This window comes from Neobacillus mesonae, from assembly GCF_023715155.1.
Lineage (GTDB): Bacteria > Bacillota > Bacilli > Bacillales > Cytobacillaceae > Neobacillus > Neobacillus mesonae_A.
Map to the genome: position 1 here is coordinate 25,547 of NZ_JAMBNQ010000024.1, position 17,012 is coordinate 42,558.

Consider the following 17,012-nt stretch of genomic DNA (forward strand, 5'->3'; position numbering starts at 1 on the left):
AATGAAGAAAATCATGTCAATTCTTACACTAGGTATTCTATTGCTGTTAACTGCCTGTTCTGGCAGTAATACCACATCCAAATCCAGCGCGGAAGACACAAAAACTAAAAGCGGTGAAAAACAAGTTGTCACCTTTTGGCATTCGATGAGTGGCGCTGGTCAAGAAACATTGGACAGTATTGTGAAGGATTTCAATCATTCCCAAAATAAAATCCAGGTAAATGCCGAATTTCAGGGGACCTATGATGAGGCATTGACTAAATTTAATGCTGTCGCAGGTACAAATAGTGCCCCAACTATGATTCAGACTTTTGAAATTGGGACAAAATCTATGATAAACAGTGGAAATATCATCCCTATCCAAGAATTTGTTGATAAAGATCATTATGATATGAGTGGACTAGAAAAAAACATTACGAATTACTATTCATTAGATGGTAAGTTCTATTCAATGCCATTTAACTCTTCAACACCGGTTATGTACTATAATAAAGACGCATTTAAAATGGCTGGCCTAGATCCTGATAAAGCACCAGCTACATTTGAAGAAGTAGAAACAGCAGCAAAAGCTATCACAAAGTCGAATCCAGATATGAAGGGATTTGCTCTACAGGCTTATGGCTGGTTATGGGAACAGCTTCTGGCAAACCAAGGTGCTTTATTGTTAAATAAAGATAATGGCCGCACTGATACACCGACTAAAATCGGGTGGAATGAAGAAGAAGGAAAATCTATTTTTAATTGGGTAAAACAAATGGTTGATGATGATACTTTTGCAAATTATGGTACAAATGGTGATAACATGATTGCTGGCTTCTTATCTGGTGATGTTGCAATGTTCTTGCAATCTTCCGCAAGTGCAAGAGACGTAATAGATAATGCTCCATTCGATGTAGGGATTGCTTTCCTTCCACATCCTGAGGACAAGGAACGTCAAGGTGTTGTAATCGGCGGTGCAAGCCTATGGATGATCGATGGTAAACCAAAAGCAGAATCTCAGGCTGCTTGGGAATTCATGAAATATCTTCAAAAACCTGAAGTTCAAGCAAAATGGCATGTCGGAACAGGTTACTTTGCTATAAATCCGGCAGCCTATGATGAGAAAGTGGTTAAAGATGCTTGGGCTGAAAAACCGCAATTACAAGTAACAGTAGACCAATTACAATCAACTAAGCCATCTTATGCCACTCAAGGTGCATTAATGGACATGCTTCCTGAGGGTCGCAAAATTATGGAAACAGCACTTGAAACCGTATTTAATGGTGGAGATGTTGATAAATCCTATAAAACAGCTGTACAACAATTTAACGAAGCCATTAAACAGGCAAACAAAGCAAGAGGAAAATAAACCTCCATATGAAAGGGGAAAAAGTGTGGGCCTCCATGCTTTTTTCCCCTTTTCCATATTATTAGGCGGAAATGTTTAAGGAAGGGTGAATTTTAATGACCAAAATTTACGGTCACAGAGGTGCCAAAGGCAGCTATCCAGAAAATACACTGTTAAGTTTCAAAAAGGCAATCGACCAAGGTGTTGACGGTCTTGAATTAGATGTCCACCTGACTAAAGATGGTGAAGTGGTTGTTATTCATGATGAAACACTTGACCGTACCACAAATGGGATTGGTGAGATTAGAGAATTGACATTAGAAGAAATAAAACAGGTTAGTGCTGGAAGCCCCTTTGCACATTTACCTGACTATCATGAAGCGTGGGAATTGGAAAAGGTGCCGACCCTGCAAGAAGTACTGGAATTAATGGCCCCCTATCCGACAGAACTCAATATTGAGTTAAAAACTTATGCAGCCTCCTATAAAGGGATTGAAGAAAAAGTCCAATCAATTGTTGAAAAATGTGGAAACGATAGAAAAGTGGTTTACTCTTCTTTCCATTTGCCGTCTTTATTACGAATGAAAAAGGTAAACCCAGAGGCACACATTGCCTGGTTATTAAATGAGGAAATCTCCCTTCCGGCTGATTATATCGAAACGCTTGATTTCGAAGCTTTACATCTTAACAAGAAAATCATATTGTCAAAAAAAGTGGGACATTCTATCAGAAAAACGCTTCATGAGGACAATACAATGAGTTTAAAAGGGCTGTATGAACAAGTACGAGTTTGGACGGTCAATGATCCTGATCAAATAGGCCGGCTGTTAGAATTGCAGGTCAATGCGATTATTACCGATTTTCCTGAAAGAGCGATTGCCCTTAGAAATAAGCGGGAAGCAATGGTTTAAAAGTACTTCTATTTTTAAAATGCCAGTAAGATTTGCCTGGTATTTTTTACTTTATTAGGAATAAAACAAGAATTTCAGTATTGTCTAATTGTCCAACAAAGGGTTTAATGATTATTTGAAAATTTGTCAGGTAAATGATTTCTTCTCTAAAGTATAACTGCTTCCTGATCTTAAGGAAGTAGTCTTTTTTTATTATTCCTCATAGTGTGTTTATTAAGCATTCAAAGATGTCAATTCAGTGTCCTGCGGGAGTACGTGCCAGGGGAGACCCCGCAGGCGTTAGCGCAGAGGCTCCACGGAACGCCCTCGGAAAGTGAAGTGCTTAGAGAGAAAATCAACAGCCTAGTTTAACATAGCCTTTTTATAAATACTGATTCCTCACAGCAAAAAAGCAAAAAGAATTTGCCTTAAATCATATATTAAACATGCTTATAAAAAAGGAATGGGGTTAATTTTTCCTTTAAATAAGGATTTAAAGGAAAATCTTACATGAGTTCTATGTACTCTTGGAAAGCTTTTTTCATCTTTCCGGTCAAATGTGATTCTAATATTCTACAAAAGTCCAAGCAATAGCAAATTTTTTACATATTTTAGTAGTAATTTATTGTAAGGATGTGATGTATTGTGGGCTTACGTTGCACTTGCAGCGCAGTTTTTTCTGTATCAGGTGACATTATAACAAGGATTGATGGACAAGAATCAAGCGGTACTTTTACCGTTACTGGAACCATTTGCCCTAATTGTCGATTTAGCAAAAATTTAATAGAAGTTCAATATATTGACACGAATAACTCAGCCTTTAATTTTACAGCTGCTTTTATGGATACCAGTTTCCCATTCTGCGATTCACTTGAAGAGGGCGGAGAAGTGGTGGGTATTACTGCTCAAGGAACTGCTGCAGGAGAAATATTTCAAGGATCAGCCACTCTCTCCCAGATTCAATTTCTTGAAAACGTTGATCCCTTTGGAAATGCAGTTTGCGCAGCAGCTATAACTGCAAACGGCCATACTTTTGAGCAATTTACTTGTGCAGAAGGAATTGTTGACATTCAATTCTGTTAATGGCATCTGATTTTAAAAAGGTGAACAGTGCCATAGCACTATGATGTAATAAACATCAACTGTCATTCTGTGAAGTTGTAATGAATGTAAAAATCTTATTTCAATTGCATACACCACTTCCTTTAAAATTTGGAAGTGGTATTTTGCTAGCACATTCATAACTTCCCATTCTGCGCCTGAAATACTTGGAACTTCTATGGCCACTTTCGTCCTCCTCCTTTCATTAACATAAGATACATTCTTATCAGCAATTGTACCTGTTCTATGGGTGAAATCTTTAAAGAATTTTCTAACCAATACTGTGTGATACTGCCTGAGAGATCTGTATTACCATAACTTATTTGATTTAGATACGTTTGTATAGAATTCCGTCTGGTGTTTTTATCCAACTCTAGGAAATACCATGTTACTGAATTGCTCATAGCTGCTGATATAGTTTGGTCCCTGTTCCAGGATTCAAAGGGAACTGCTTTCCATTCCAATGAATGGTGGAATTTCCACTCGTAATGGAACTAGTCTCTAATCCAAACAATGCACTGTATATCTTGTAAGTAGAGTCTGGAGAAACCCATATTGGCGATATTTTCATTCTTTCCAGAGGACTGATTTGCAGCCGACGAGTAGCCTGGAAGGACTAGGATTGTACTCAAAAGCATGAGCAAGGAAATGATTAATTTATATATGTGGGAAATCGGATGAATCGTTTTTTGCAAAGTGTTAACCCCTTTCTATTAGTAATAGTTGGACTAAAACATAATAAAACTTTTGAATAGAATCCTCCTTTCCTATTAATCATGTAATCTTAGCTGTCAATCCTCTTATCTCTTATTATTTCTTAATAAAAGACGGAAGAAGCCTATTTTATTTCATATCGCCGGGCGATATGACTTGCAAATAACTCTAAAAACCTTCATATTAATAGAAAAGGAGGTTCGATATGCGAAGCGATATACAACCGAATGAACAAGCTTTCTCTACTAAGGAAGTTGCAGAAGAAGTAGGGATTGCAACTCCCACTGTACGGAAATATAGCCAGATTTTAGAGCGGAATGGATATGAGTTTTTGAAAGATGGTGATCGACGTATCTTTGTTCAGTCAGACGTCTTAGCGCTCAAAGCATTACGCGATACGGACAAGCCGCTGGACGATACGGCTAAAGACCTTGTGCATCAACAAAAAGAGAGATTAGAAAGCTCCAATGAAATAGAGATTGCGAAACCCGATACATATGAAAATTTACCGCATGATCCCAATCAATTAAAAGAGTTCTTAAAGTTTTTAGTCAATGAACTTGCAGTTACACGCGAAATGAATGACCGGCTGACAAACGATATGGCCCATCTTAAAACAACCGTTTCCCGGCTTCAGCAAGATCATCATGTTATAAGTTCTACTATTGGAAATTCAGCACAAAAGACGAATGCTAAAATTGAAAAGTTAAAAGATCAGCAAAATACCAATTACGAGGCATTGTTGCAGCTAGAAAAACAAAAAAGTGAGCTCTTACAAAAGGAAATACAAAATATGCGGGATGAACAGAAAAAAGAATGGAGTTCACAAAATGATTTTAATAAACGATTGGAAGAAGCGATACAAAAGCCTAAAGAAAAACGAGGATGGCTTTTCTCTATTTTTGGAAAATAAGCCAGTTGTGATGTATGGAAGATTCTCCAAAAGACAAGAGCCGTCCTTAATAGGGTTCCGCAGGATGGGGAATATCGACCCCATTTTTTTGTTCGTATCGCCGGGAGATATAACTTATAAAATAAATTCCCGGAACCTCCACCTTTAAGAAAGAGGATTCTGATATGCTATAAGAATTATATCAGTAAGGACCAATCTTAGAGCAGAATCGGTTTAAGTTTTTGAGAGATGATGATGGATGTGTCTTTGTTCAGCCAGATATGATAGCGCTTATAGCGTTAGGCGATATGGACATACTGCTGGGTGCTGGGCTTTTACAGCTAAAAAACCTGTGTATCGGCAAAAAGGATTAGAAGAATCCAGTAAACTAGAGAATAGATTCATATGGAAATTTACCGCATACCCCAATCAACTAAAAAGCTCTTCATGCTATGGGTTAATGACCTCGCAGTTACGCGTAAAATGGTAACGACTGACAAACGATATAACACAGCTTAAAACAACCATTTCCCGTCCCCAGCAAGATCATCATGTAATAAGTTCTACTATTGGAAGCTCGGCATAAAAAACGAATGCTAAAATTAAAAATGGGGATGTCATTTCTTCCCTTTTCGAAAAGAAGGCAATTGTGATATCTAAGAAAGGTCCTAAAAAGGACAAGATTGGTCATTGCTAGAGTCCACAAGAATAGGGCGTATCGACCCCGTTTTTTGATTTGTATCGCCGGGCGATATAACTTATATAATAAATCCCCAGAACCTTCACCTTTAAGAAAGAGGATTCTGATATGAGATAAGATCTATATCAATAGCTAAATCTTAGAGTGAATGGATATAGTTTTTGAGAAATGGTGATTGCTGGTTTTTGTTCAAACAGACATGATAGCGCTTATAGCGTTAGGCGATACGGGTATACTGCTGGGCTTTTACAGCTAAAGACCTTCTGTATCGTTAGAGGAATACAAGACAAGAGATTGTAATACCCGATATGCATGGAAATTCCAAGCTCTTCTTTTGAATCAAAGTGGTTAATCTAAGTAGTCGAAATAAAAAGGAGAAATTCCTTTGTTCAGATTATTAGGGTTCACTATATTTCAAATTTCAACAAATTCCCGGGAAATATCTACAAATTATGAGTGGATATCGACAAAGTATAGTGGCTTTTCATAAGAGTAAAAGTCTAAAGATGGAAATTCTCCGGTATTAATTCCGTTATACCATTGAATATGGCTGGCCTCTCCACAACAAGTAAGTCCTCCTTAGTCGAAATCTCGGCCAAAGCCTTAATGAGGCTCTTCTTTAATATCCTATTTCTATCTGTTTTATATAAAAATGACAAGATAAAATGTTGAATAACGCTCTGGTTCGGTATAAAACTGTTAATCAAAATTACAACACGGCTGAAAAATAAATAAAATGAAAACAAAAGGTTTTCCATGAGTTAAGCAAACTTATGGGAAACCTTTTTTATTTCCGAATTGGAAACTATCGTTATTTTTTTAATTACTTTTAGGCATCATAGCATATAAAAACTGAGCGAAAAGTACTAATTGGAAGAATCAATCCCCCAATTTTCCTATTTAAATTTATATTTTTTTAACTCTACTTAACTTCTAATTTACAAAGCGGGAGTAGTATTTACACTGTAATAAGTTTACAAAAAGGGAGAGGTTTTCATGAAAAAGAAAAAGATAGCAGCATTATCGCTAGCGGCATTAATGCTTGGTTCCACTTCAGCATATGCCGGTTATACGCAATTGGTTGGCCCGAAAACAGATGACACAGCCGTCACGCCTCATGGATGGGAAGTGACACCTGCGGGAACACAAGTAACCCTGGGGGATTTCCCAATGGGCGGTGCACTTAGCCCAGATCACCGATATCTAATCGTTTCCAATGATGGCCAAGGGGAACAATCACTTCAGGTAGTGGACCTAAACACTCAGAAGGTTGTACAGACAATTCCTTACAAATCTCCTGAATCCCTCTATTTAGGGGTAGCGTTCAGCCCGGATGGGAAAACAGTCTATGCATCAGCAGGAGGCAATAACAAAATTCGCACTTTCCAATTTGAGAATGGGACTTTAACGGAACAAGCGTCCATAATGCTGACAGACGCTAAGAAAACAAATTTCTATCCAGCAGGAATTTCCGTTTCGAAGGATGGGAAATCGCTCTACGCAGCCAATAACTTAAACCACTCTGTTTCCAAGATAGACCTTGTAACAAAGACAATCCAAAAAACAACGGCAGTTGGTCAAAATCCTTACACAACACTGTTAAGTCAAGATGGGAAATCCCTTTACGTTACCAACTGGGGAGAAAGCAGCATCAGCGTTATCGACCCGTCTGATCTTTCTGTCAAAAGGACCATTCCAGTCGGTCTGCATCCTAATGCCATTATTGAAAATAAAGCGAATGGGATGATCTATGTTTCCAATTCTGACAGCGATTCGATTTCTGTGGTGGATCCTAACCAACAAAAAGAAATTAAAACGATCTCACTCAGCCCATACAAAAATGCACCGATGGGAAGCCAGCCAAATGCACTTTCATTAAGTGAGGATGGACAAACATTATATGTTGCTAATGGCGGGAATAACGATGTGGCAGTTGTCGATTTGAAAAAGGGAGAAGTAACCGGATTAATTCCGACTGCCTGGTATCCAAGCAGCATCTATACACATGAGAATCAACTGCTTGTTTTAAATGCCAAAGGTCTTGGAGCAGGTTCCAACCGGGAAGGGCAATACATTGGGAATATGATGAAAGGAACCATGTCGTTTATCGATGTCCCTGATAATACGCAGTTGAAAAGGTATACGAAACAGGTAGAAAAGAATAATGAAATCTATCAACCGAAGGGATTCAGTGCCAGTGAGAAATTCCCAATTCCTCGCTTTGAGGGGCAAGAATCACCCATCAAGCACGTTATCTATGTGATTAAAGAGAATCGTACCTATGATCAAGTATTCGGTGATATGGAAAAAGGAAATGGTGATCCAAGCTTAACCATCTTTGGTGAGGATGTTACACCAAATATTCATAAACTCGCTGATCAGTTTGTTTTATTGGATAATTTTTATGCCAATGCCGAAATCAGCGCTCAGGGTCATAACTGGACTACAGCGGCAACAGCCAATGACTATGTAGAAAAGACATGGATGGCCAACTATTCAGGAAGGAATAGAGGCTATGATTATGAAGGGGGAAATGAAGCGGCTTATCCTAAAGCAGGGTTCTTATGGACCAATGCACTTCGCTCTGGCGTAACCTTTAGAAACTATGGCGAGTTCATCAACTATGACAAAAATACAGGAAAATATGTAGCGGCTGAATCCAGCATGGGCAATAACTATGACCCGGATTTTCCTTCTTATAATCTTAAAATCTCTGACCTTGTCCGCTATGATGCTTGGGAAGAGGAGTTTAAGGAATATGAAAAGAATGGGAACCTGCCGCAGCTGCAGATTGTTCGTCTGCCGAACGACCATACGCTCGGAACAAGAGTAGGAGAACTCACACCTCAAGCCATGGTTGCCCAAAACGATTATGCACTAGGAAAACTGGTTGAGACAGTCAGCAATTCTCCATATTGGAAGGACACAGCTATTTTTGTAACAGAAGACGACGCCCAAAACGGCTGGGATTCTGTTGACGCTCACCGTACCACATCGCTTGTGATCAGCCCATATACACAAACCGGCAAAGTGGACAGCACTTTGTATGATACAACCTCCATGCTTCGTACAATGGAAATGATTCTGGGCATGAAGCCAATGACCCAATTCGATGCTTCTGCTGTCCCAATGTTGAATTCGTTCACTCATAAGCCAGTCTTTAACCCATTTAAGGTAGAGGAGCCAAGATATCCGCTTGACCGCAAAAATGGGGAAAATGCTCCAATGGCAAAAGAATCAGCTGAACTTGACTTCACAGGAGTCGACCATGCAAATCCTGAAAAATTAAACAAGATTCTATGGAAAGCTGTAAAAGGGGATAAGCCATATCCAGGTGAAAGAAAGGGCCATAATAAATAGTGAAATAAAGACTTGAAACTAAAAACTTGAGTGTCCCAGGCAGATCTAAACAGAATTTAATTGAAAATACGGATAAAGATAAATCCGTCATTCACATTTTTAGCCTGATCCTGGGCCTTTTTTTTTAATATATTTCTAAAGGATGGTACATAATTTTATGATTCGGTTTATTGAAGGAACCATGAAACGGTCCATTTTGATTTTAACCTGCGTCGTTCTGATTATTGCTTGGGGAGTCATGTCAGCGTTTCAGATGCAGCGGGATTACCTGCCGCCTATTAATAACACAGCACTCATGGTCACCATTCAAGCTGAAAACTATCAAGCCGATCAGGTGAAGGAAATCCTGGGGGCTAAAGTGGAAGAAGCAGTTCGGTCTGTTAATAAGCTGGACTATATTGAGACCAGCTCATTTGACGGCGGTTTAATGGTGAGCCTTTATTTTCCTGGTCATACCGATATGGAAAAAGCGGAAGAAGATATCCAGGCTGCTGTGGCAGCGATTGATTTCCCTGCAGACGTGAAAGAACCCTTGATTACTAGATTAAGTACAAACTCTTTTCCCATCATGCGGTTAAGTTTGGTGTCGAGTTCAGAGAATATTGATGAAAATCTTTTACGGACATCCGTTCAAGAAAAAGTGGCAAATGAAATTGAACGTGTCCCTGGAGTACGGGAAGTTCGTGTAACAGGGGCGGGCGCTTCTGGTTATGTATTGAACCTGAAGACGGATAAAGTGCAACAATATGGAATCACCATGAAGGATGTCCAAGCTGCACTTGAATCCATGCATCCAGTTTGGCCGCAAGGAACTATCCAAGAGCAAGGCGGACCGGCAGGCCAAGTAACGATGCCAGTCCGGGTTACCGGCTGGACGGTCAATAGTGATGATTTAAAAAAAGTCACTCTGCCTGTTAATGGAGGCGGATCCGTTGGTTTATCGGAGATAGCTGACATAAAGACCAGTATCGTTGATCTACAAACGATTTCCAGAACAGGCGGGCAGGCTGGTGTCCTGCTGGATGTTCTAAAAACACCTTCCTCCAACATCACAGATGTGACGGAACGTATCAATGAACGAATCAAAGAAATCCCAGAAATCCAGTCGAAAGATGTTCAGCTTTCTGTTTTAGTGGATCAGGGACAGGATATCAATGATGCTTTAAAAGGATTGGTGAAAGAAGGGTTATTGGGAATTTTATTCTCGATTGTCTGTGTGGTTTTCTTTTTCCGGAATGTTCGTTCCACCCTTATCATTGCGTTGGCACTGCCGATTTGTCTTATGTTCACAACCGCTATCCTGAAGACAATGGGAATCAGCCTAAATATCCTTACCATTTCCGGTTTAATTGTAGCGATGGGGCGGGTAGTCGACGATTCTATTGTTGTAATGGATAATATGTATAGGAAGCAAATGGAGAAACTTAATGGATCGATAACCGCTCAGGAATTGGCTAAGGGGGCAGTGGAAATGATTCCGGCGATTGTTTCATCGACTGCTGCTACAGCTGCTGTGTTTATTCCGATTTCAATTATTGGCGGTATGATCAGTTCCGCCTTTTCCGGCTTTGCCTGGTCGGTAGTCATCGCCTTGGCGGCTTCATTGGCTGTTTCCATTATCGTTGTTCCAGCTTTAGCTTATCTTTTATGGAAAAAGAAGCCTGTGACAAAGACTTTGGAAATCGAGACAAAAGCGCAGAAAATGATTCAGTGGGCATTTTTGCGAAGAAAAGTAGTTGTTACACTCGCTTTCGTCGTTTTTGCAGCAACCATTGCCGAAGCTTTATTTCTGCCAGTTAATTTTTTCCCGCGGGGCAGCTCGAAGGATGTGGCCATCCAGATTGAGCTTCCGGAAGGGGCCCAGCTTTCAGAAGTGGATGCCGAGGTTAAAAATATCGAAACCATTTTAAAAGATAATCCGGATGTCAAAACCTATTCTTCCACACTTGGTTCGACCTTTACACCAATGTTTGATGATGTGTTTGACGAAGGCGGCGGCTGGATGCAAAAGCAAAATATTGCCTATGTGAATGCCGGACTTAAGGACGGAATTGATATTGATCTGTTTGTAAAAGAGCTGCGAGGAGAGATTGGAAGATTATCTACTACAGCTGTTTATACGGTTTCAAACCAAAACATTTCCGGTGACGATTCCCGGTTAAAGGTGATTTTAACGGGAGCTGACCAGGAAGCGCTAAACAAAGCAAGCATTTCAGTGAGAAGCAAGCTGCAGATGATTCCCGGGCTAAGTATCGAAGGAGCGGCAAATGATGCCGACGCACCAATCAAACATTATCTGTCGCTCAATCAGGAAAAAATTCAACGTTTAGGTCTGAATGTTGATGAAGTTCTTGAACGGGTTCAAAATTATTTGCCGCAGGATGTGAGGATAACTGTCTCCTCCGGCGGCATCCAAACGCCAATTGAAATAAAACTGGACAATAAGGAATTCCAGCTTAGTGCAGCAGACCCAAGCCCTGAAACAACGATTTTATCGGAAATGGGTCATGAAATGTTTGCTGCAAAGGATGGCTCGCAGGTCTCGCTGGCTGAAATCACCACGCTGGAAACCAGCAGCCAAACAGTCATCAGTGAACGGGATGGCCGTCCATTTGCAGCTGTAACGGGTAATATTATCACAAGAGATATTGGCAAGGTCACCAAACAAGTGAAAGCTGCTATGAACAATTTGGATCTTCCGGAAGGTGTAGAATATTCACTTGGAGGCATTTCACAGCAGGTGAAGCAAATGGTGGTTGAGATGAGTCTTGCACTGGCATTATCGATTCTGCTTGTGTTAATGATTGTAAGCAGCGTGTTCCGCAGCTGGTATGCCCCTGCTGCTGTACTGATGTGCATCCCTCTGGCGTTTATTGGGTCAGTATGGAGCATGGCCATTTTCGAGTTGGAATGGAATCTGGCAGCGTTAATCGGAATCTTAATGCTGGCAGGGATTGTTGTTACTAACGGGATTGTGCTGGTTGATAAGATTGAGCGAAACCTTGCAAGCGGTATGGAGGCTATGCAGGCGATCCTGCAAGGAACGGCTTCCCGGGTAAGGCCGGTATTCATGACAGCCGGAACAACTATCTTAACCTTAATCCCGTTAGCCTTCTCCAGCAACGCTAATACCATTGTCTCGCAAACACTTGGTGTTGTAGTTGTAGGAGGCATGATTAGTTCTACTCTGATTTGCTTATTGGTGATCCCAATCATGTATCAATGGCTGAGCAGGAAAGCGGGTAAGGCGAGAAAAACAAAAGCCATGCAGCAGAAGACAGCCATATAATAATAGTAAAAACCACTTCCGAAAAATGAAGTGGTTTTTACTGTACATCCTATTTACTTCTTTACTAAATAGGTTTCTCCAAGCAATTCTTTTGCTTCAAAACTGCCTGATGGTAATTCTTTTTCAACAAATGAGGGAATTTCCGACTTTTCAACATCATACATGACTTCAATTTCTTTTGAAAACAAAAGTTTTTCTTTATCAAGAAGGATGGAAAGGGATGGCTGCTGTTTTGGCTGCAGATTTTCCTTGTTTAGTACTTGCTTTAGTCCCTCAGCATAGTTTTCCAGCGGGCGGCCGCCAACAATTTTTACGCCTTTGTTTTCTTCATTTATCATGATAATGGTTGGAAATCCTCTGACCCCCAGGCTCCTTGCAAGACTAAAATCTTCATTCAATAATTCCTGCCCAATTGGCTGCTCTGCTTCCTTTACAATGGCTTCTCCATCGAGTCCCAGTTTATTTGCGATTTTAATCATAATGGATGGGTCAGAGATATTTTGATTAAATGCAAAAAGTGCCTCTCTTGCACGGCGTAAATATTCATATGCCATTTCATCATGATGATTTTTTTGGATCACTTTAAAAACGCGGGAAGGAGGGTAAGATGATTGAACAGGATTATCAATCATGAGTGATCCATCAATCGGCATACGGGAGTATTCACCGACTTCCCTCCAGTGGCCGGCAACGTCAGCTGGTCCACTAATACCGTTTGCAGGATCAACCGGGCCCCCGCCCCATTTTTCCAGCAGGCCGCCCATCACTGTATGGAAATGGAAATAATGACTATACTGCTCAACAAAGCGGCGGAGAACCGGTTCCAGCGCCCAGCAATGAGAGCAAATGGGATCCGTTACATAATAAACATCAATGGACTTTTTTGATTGAATAAAGTCAATCATCTCCATCTCCGCCTCGCTGGATACGCCGCATACACCTGTTTCCAAATCACAAATCATATTATTCTTGTTCATCGATTTCATTCTCCTCCTAGATATTGTTTGGACACATTTAAATTTCAAATAAAGCCTTCTATTTGCTACAATTGTATTTTAGTAAATAATGAGAATACTCAATACCAATAGTTTATTGAATTTGTCGTTTATCCAACACATTGTAAAAATTGTTGAAAAAGTGGAGGGAAATGAAATGCCTCAATCGAAAACGGATCCCCGGGTTCAGCGCACCCGCAAATTAATCATGGATTCTTTTATAGAACTTTCGGGTAAAAAGGAATTTAAGGATATTACCGTAAAGGATATTACAACAGAGGCTATGATTAACCGTGCAACATTTTATTATCATTTTGAGGATATATATGATTTATTGGAAAAAGTACTATCAGAAGTATTGATGATTAATTTAGATGTTGAGATCTTCGAGGAAAATGAACTAAATGAAGAAACAATTGTCAGTATGTTCATTTCAATCACGAATTTCCAAAAGTCCTTATCCAATCGCTGTTACAGGGGTTACGAGGATACTATTGCCCGTATTATTAGGGAACAGCTCGAAGTTATTTTATACAGAATGTTATTAAAACGAAATGCAAAGGAAGAGGATGAATCCTTAAAAATTACTGCTGTCATGTTAAGCTGGGGAATTTACGGAGTCTCCTTAGAATGGAGAAGAAAGGGTCTAGAGGTACCTGAAGAAGAATTTATTAAGTCAGCAGTTCCTTATATTTTGTCTGGGATTCATTTTAATTCTAAAGACTAAGACAGCTCTTCGAACTTTATAAGTTCATCTTCCGCCGATTTATCTGGATTCAAGTCCATTTTATTTGAGTTGAATTCTTCTTTGGTTTTTCTGTAATAATCAATCGCTTTTAATTTGACGATGACAGACCCATTTCTTGAAATCATTTGCCTTTCGGTTAAACCTTTTTGAATTGCTCCAGATTGATAGCATAATATCATTGATACATTCTCCATGAAGCCATTGTTATTAAGGGGACAAGAAACTTTATAGGTCCCCCTGGATATTGCTATAGTGTATCTTCGTCTTACCGCTGCAGGCGCTGTATAAGATTTGTATTGTGAACCATGCCCCTTAATTAGTGAAAATCTCTTACACCCTATATACCGTATGTAAAATGATTTTTTCTCATATTTTTAAATAAAGTAATGATTTATAAAATAGGGAATTAGTAAAAGATCATCTCGGCTTAGGGAGGGATAATACTTTTACAGAGCTCATTTATAAAGGTAATATGATTCTAACCTCTGTAATGGGTTATAATGTGGATAAAATTGTAGTTCGGGGGTGTAAAAGTTGTCCACTGTTATTACATATTTATTTACTCTTTTTGTGATGACAATATCAGTATTTACGACACTTTTGGTTAAGCTTGAACTAGAGCAGCTGTTTCATGAAAAAAAAGCTGTTCTCCCTTTTCATATATGTAACGTCGTAATTGTCTTAATGGTATCTTTTGCAGCAAATGCTGTCATGACAACTTATATCTTCGAGAAAGAATTAAAATTGATGATTCAATTAGTCATTCTCCTGTGCATGATTTTACCCACTTATATTTTAGGAAACCTTGCATTTGAAAAATATAAATCTGTTTATCGAAAATACGATATCGCAGAGGATGGGAAAGTACTTGTACTTAACGAAAAATATTTAAAAAAGAAAAAGCTGCCTCCGCAGTTAAAAAATTATAATTCCCTTTCTAAGGAAAATAAATCCAAAATATAAGGTTTCCATTAGGTTAAGCAAACTTTGGAAAGCATCTTTTTTATGTTTTTATTTATTAAAAAAGAAATTAGAGTGCTGAATAAAGGTGCTGTTGATGATCAAACAATCAACAGCGCCTTTTATCTTTTAGCAGTTCTGAAATTTATAAAATAAGACTTTTGTGCGGTCTTTGTTGATAAAACTCATCTAAATAATGCTCTTCATAAACCTTGGCCGCTTCTATTAACTGTTTTTCCTTCCTTTTGCCGGCAACGATTTGCACTCCGACCGGAAGCTTGCTGTTAGTTAAACCCGCAGGAAGGGATAAGGCCGGATGTCCCGTTAAATTAAAGTAAGAGGTATAACGGATCATACAATTAAAGATTGGTTCTGATTGACCATTTATGATCACTTCCTCCTGGCCGATTGGTTTAGGTAACGCAGGTAAAGCAGGCGTGATCAGCACATCAATTTTTTCAAGCAGTTCATCACAAGCCTTGGTAATTTCTTGTTTTCTTTGTAGTGCTTCAATATAATCTACTGCAGAAATGCTTGAGCTTGATTCCAACACATGACGAACATCTTGACCATACCTATCTATATGTAACGCCATCCGTTCTTTATGCACGAAGCCAGCCTCTGCTGCAGCTAAGGTAAAGGTTAGCGGCAAGGCCTCCTCGGCATAAGGAACCTCCACATCAATTAGGACTGCCCCTAGTTCTTCAAACTGCTGCAATGTACGTTTGAACAGATGTAATACTTCATCCTCAATATGATCTGTAAAGTAGTTGATAGGAACTCCAACTTTCAAACCTCGTAAATTTGTAATTTGAGAATTTAAAAGATTCGTTGTTACATTTTTACCTGTCAAAGCCTCCACCATAATCGCCAAATCAGATACATTGCGGGTAATCGGGCCAAGATGGTCTAGATTCCAGGAAATAAGTGTTACTCCGTTACTATCTAACAATCCGTGAGTCGGTTTTAAACCAAATAACCCGCAACATGAAGCGGGAATTCGAACCGAACCCCCAGTATCCGTTCCGATTGAAGCTGATACTAAATCAGCTGCAACAGATACTGCACCACCGCCGCTGGATCCGCCAGAAATAAGTTCTAAATTCCATGGGTTTCTTGAAGGGCCATAAAACGGATTGTTATTCGTGATGCCAAAGGCAAATTCATGCATATTCGCTTTACCAATCATTACAGCTCCTTCTCGATTTAAGTTCTCTACCAGTTTCGCATTTTTATTCGGGACAAACTCTCGATCAATTATGGACCCGCTTGTAGTTGGTACTCCTTTTGTATGAATATTATCCTTATACGAAACTGGAATTCCTTCCAGGCGTCCTGCTTCTCCCAGCATCCATCTTTTTTCGGCAATTTTAGCCTGTTGTAAAGCAATTTCTTCAGTAATCGTGATAAAAGCATTTAAATGAGAATATTCGTTGGCACGATCAAGGTACTGCCTGGTGATTTCCACGGGTGAAAACTTTTTGCCCGCATAACCCTCTAATAATTCTTTAATCAAAAACATAACGATCCTCCTAAATCTATTAGATATAAGATTACTGATTCTTCAATATACTCAGTAATTTTATATCTAAATCATAGATTCATGCAATTAATTAGTGTTAAAAAATTACATTTAATATATAGAGGTAAAGAAGAGAAATGTTAATGGTGAATATAAAGGGCGGGCTGTTTCATGTTTTTAACTATTGAGGATCCAATATGACCGAAAGTAATTGGTCAATCTATTTTTAAATATCATAGATAGTTTTATTACAGCAATTAGAAAGAATTCAACGATATGAAGCTTGAAGGCTGGAAGAAGGAGCGAATCTTGTAATCGACGGCCAGCGGAACAGAGAGGATGGCAACAGAAACTTTCTTTACACCAACTGTATTTGAAAATGTCACTAATGAAACGACAATTGCCAGGGCGGAAATCTTTTATCTGTCATTTGTTTTAAGGATGTATAGGATGCTCTTCGAAAGGCAAATGATACCCTCCATGGTTTAGCCTTTAGAGTATGGACAAATGATTG

Annotated in this window: 13 protein-coding genes; 8 read left to right on the forward strand and 5 right to left on the reverse strand. The window is 39.2% G+C overall.

Going from position 1 to position 17,012, the window contains the following annotated elements:
• Position 1 precedes the first annotated feature (1 nt).
• The 3 genes from M3183_RS17710 (at position 2) to M3183_RS17720 (ending at position 3,300) form a co-directional block, all read left to right on the forward strand.
• On the forward strand, positions 2-1,348 hold the full coding sequence (locus M3183_RS17710; RefSeq protein WP_251471816.1) for an ABC transporter substrate-binding protein: 1,347 nt from the start codon (positions 2-4) through the stop codon (positions 1,346-1,348).
• Positions 1,349-1,443: 95 nt separating this feature from the next.
• On the forward strand, positions 1,444-2,238 hold the full coding sequence (locus tag M3183_RS17715; RefSeq protein ID WP_251471817.1) for a glycerophosphodiester phosphodiesterase: 795 nt from the start codon (positions 1,444-1,446) through the stop codon (positions 2,236-2,238).
• Between the two features lie 624 nt (positions 2,239-2,862).
• Positions 2,863-3,300: a hypothetical protein gene (locus tag M3183_RS17720; protein WP_251471818.1), complete on the forward strand. Its 438-nt coding sequence runs from the start codon at positions 2,863-2,865 to the stop codon at positions 3,298-3,300.
• A gap of 12 nt (positions 3,301-3,312) precedes the next feature.
• Here M3183_RS17720 and M3183_RS17725 read toward each other — a convergent pair whose 3' ends face one another.
• Positions 3,313-3,504 (reverse strand): hypothetical protein, encoded by a 192-nt coding sequence (locus M3183_RS17725; protein WP_251471819.1) that lies wholly within the window; start codon positions 3,502-3,504, stop codon positions 3,313-3,315.
• Positions 3,495-3,722 (reverse strand): penicillin-binding transpeptidase domain-containing protein, encoded by a 228-nt coding sequence (locus M3183_RS17730; RefSeq protein ID WP_251471855.1) that lies wholly within the window; start codon positions 3,720-3,722, stop codon positions 3,495-3,497. The genes M3183_RS17725 and M3183_RS17730 overlap by 10 nt, the downstream gene beginning before the upstream one ends.
• Positions 3,723-4,237: 515 nt before the next feature.
• Here M3183_RS17730 and M3183_RS17735 point away from each other — a divergent pair.
• The 3 genes from M3183_RS17735 to M3183_RS17745 all read left to right on the forward strand — a co-directional run bounded on the left by M3183_RS17735 (position 4,238) and on the right by M3183_RS17745 (position 12,273).
• Positions 4,238-4,945, forward strand: a complete 708-nt coding sequence (locus tag M3183_RS17735) for an SH3 domain-containing protein (protein WP_251471820.1) — start codon at positions 4,238-4,240, stop codon at positions 4,943-4,945.
• Positions 4,946-6,620: 1,675 nt separating this feature from the next.
• The gene (locus tag M3183_RS17740) at positions 6,621-8,984 is read left to right on the forward strand and encodes a bifunctional YncE family protein/alkaline phosphatase family protein (protein WP_251471821.1); all 2,364 of its coding nucleotides are present in this window, start codon (positions 6,621-6,623) and stop codon (positions 8,982-8,984) included.
• Positions 8,985-9,141: 157 nt separating this feature from the next.
• Positions 9,142-12,273: an efflux RND transporter permease subunit gene (locus tag M3183_RS17745; protein ID WP_251471822.1), complete on the forward strand. Its 3,132-nt coding sequence runs from the start codon at positions 9,142-9,144 to the stop codon at positions 12,271-12,273.
• 53 nt (positions 12,274-12,326) lie between these two features.
• Here the strand turns inward: M3183_RS17745 and M3183_RS17750 are convergent, their stop codons facing one another.
• Positions 12,327-13,250 carry a DsbA family protein gene (locus M3183_RS17750; protein WP_251471823.1) on the reverse strand — a complete coding sequence of 308 codons (924 nt, stop codon included), beginning with the start codon at positions 13,248-13,250 and terminating at the stop codon, positions 12,327-12,329.
• Between the two features lie 175 nt (positions 13,251-13,425).
• On the opposite strand from M3183_RS17750, the gene M3183_RS17755 reads away from it, so the two are divergent.
• Positions 13,426-13,995, forward strand: a complete 570-nt coding sequence (locus tag M3183_RS17755; RefSeq protein WP_251471824.1) for a TetR/AcrR family transcriptional regulator — start codon at positions 13,426-13,428, stop codon at positions 13,993-13,995.
• On the opposite strand, the gene M3183_RS17760 is transcribed toward M3183_RS17755, so the two are convergent.
• Positions 13,992-14,195 (reverse strand): hypothetical protein, encoded by a 204-nt coding sequence (locus tag M3183_RS17760; RefSeq protein WP_251471825.1) that lies wholly within the window; start codon positions 14,193-14,195, stop codon positions 13,992-13,994. The two genes, M3183_RS17755 and M3183_RS17760, sit on opposite strands and share 4 nt — an antisense overlap.
• Before the next feature lie 355 nt (positions 14,196-14,550).
• Between M3183_RS17760 and M3183_RS17765 the strand changes: the two genes are divergently transcribed.
• Positions 14,551-14,979, forward strand: coding sequence for a hypothetical protein (locus M3183_RS17765; protein WP_251471826.1), 429 nt, complete (start codon positions 14,551-14,553; stop codon positions 14,977-14,979).
• A gap of 142 nt (positions 14,980-15,121) precedes the next feature.
• Here the strand turns inward: M3183_RS17765 and M3183_RS17770 are convergent, their stop codons facing one another.
• A complete protein-coding gene (locus tag M3183_RS17770) occupies positions 15,122-16,498 on the reverse strand; it encodes an amidase (protein ID WP_251471827.1) in 1,377 nt (458 codons plus the stop codon).
• Positions 16,499-17,012: the final 514 nt, after the last annotated feature.

What these genes read in the sequence shown, in the direction of transcription:
- M3183_RS17710 (WP_251471816.1), top strand. Translation starts at nt 2, where the DNA reads ATGAAGAAAATCATGTCAATTCTTACACTAGGTATTCTATTGCTGTTA.
- M3183_RS17715 (WP_251471817.1), top strand. Translation starts at nt 1,444, where the DNA reads ATGACCAAAATTTACGGTCACAGAGGTGCCAAAGGCAGCTATCCAGAA.
- M3183_RS17730 (WP_251471855.1), bottom strand. Translation starts at nt 3,722, where the DNA reads ATGAGCAATTCAGTAACATGGTATTTCCTAGAGTTGGATAAAAACACC.
- M3183_RS17735 (WP_251471820.1), top strand. Translation starts at nt 4,238, where the DNA reads ATGCGAAGCGATATACAACCGAATGAACAAGCTTTCTCTACTAAGGAA.
- M3183_RS17740 (WP_251471821.1), top strand. Translation starts at nt 6,621, where the DNA reads ATGAAAAAGAAAAAGATAGCAGCATTATCGCTAGCGGCATTAATGCTT.
- M3183_RS17745 (WP_251471822.1), top strand. Translation starts at nt 9,142, where the DNA reads ATGATTCGGTTTATTGAAGGAACCATGAAACGGTCCATTTTGATTTTA.
- M3183_RS17750 (WP_251471823.1), bottom strand. Translation starts at nt 13,250, where the DNA reads ATGAACAAGAATAATATGATTTGTGATTTGGAAACAGGTGTATGCGGC.
- M3183_RS17755 (WP_251471824.1), top strand. Translation starts at nt 13,426, where the DNA reads ATGCCTCAATCGAAAACGGATCCCCGGGTTCAGCGCACCCGCAAATTA.
- M3183_RS17760 (WP_251471825.1), bottom strand. Translation starts at nt 14,195, where the DNA reads ATGATATTATGCTATCAATCTGGAGCAATTCAAAAAGGTTTAACCGAA.
- M3183_RS17770 (WP_251471827.1), bottom strand. Translation starts at nt 16,498, where the DNA reads ATGTTTTTGATTAAAGAATTATTAGAGGGTTATGCGGGCAAAAAGTTT.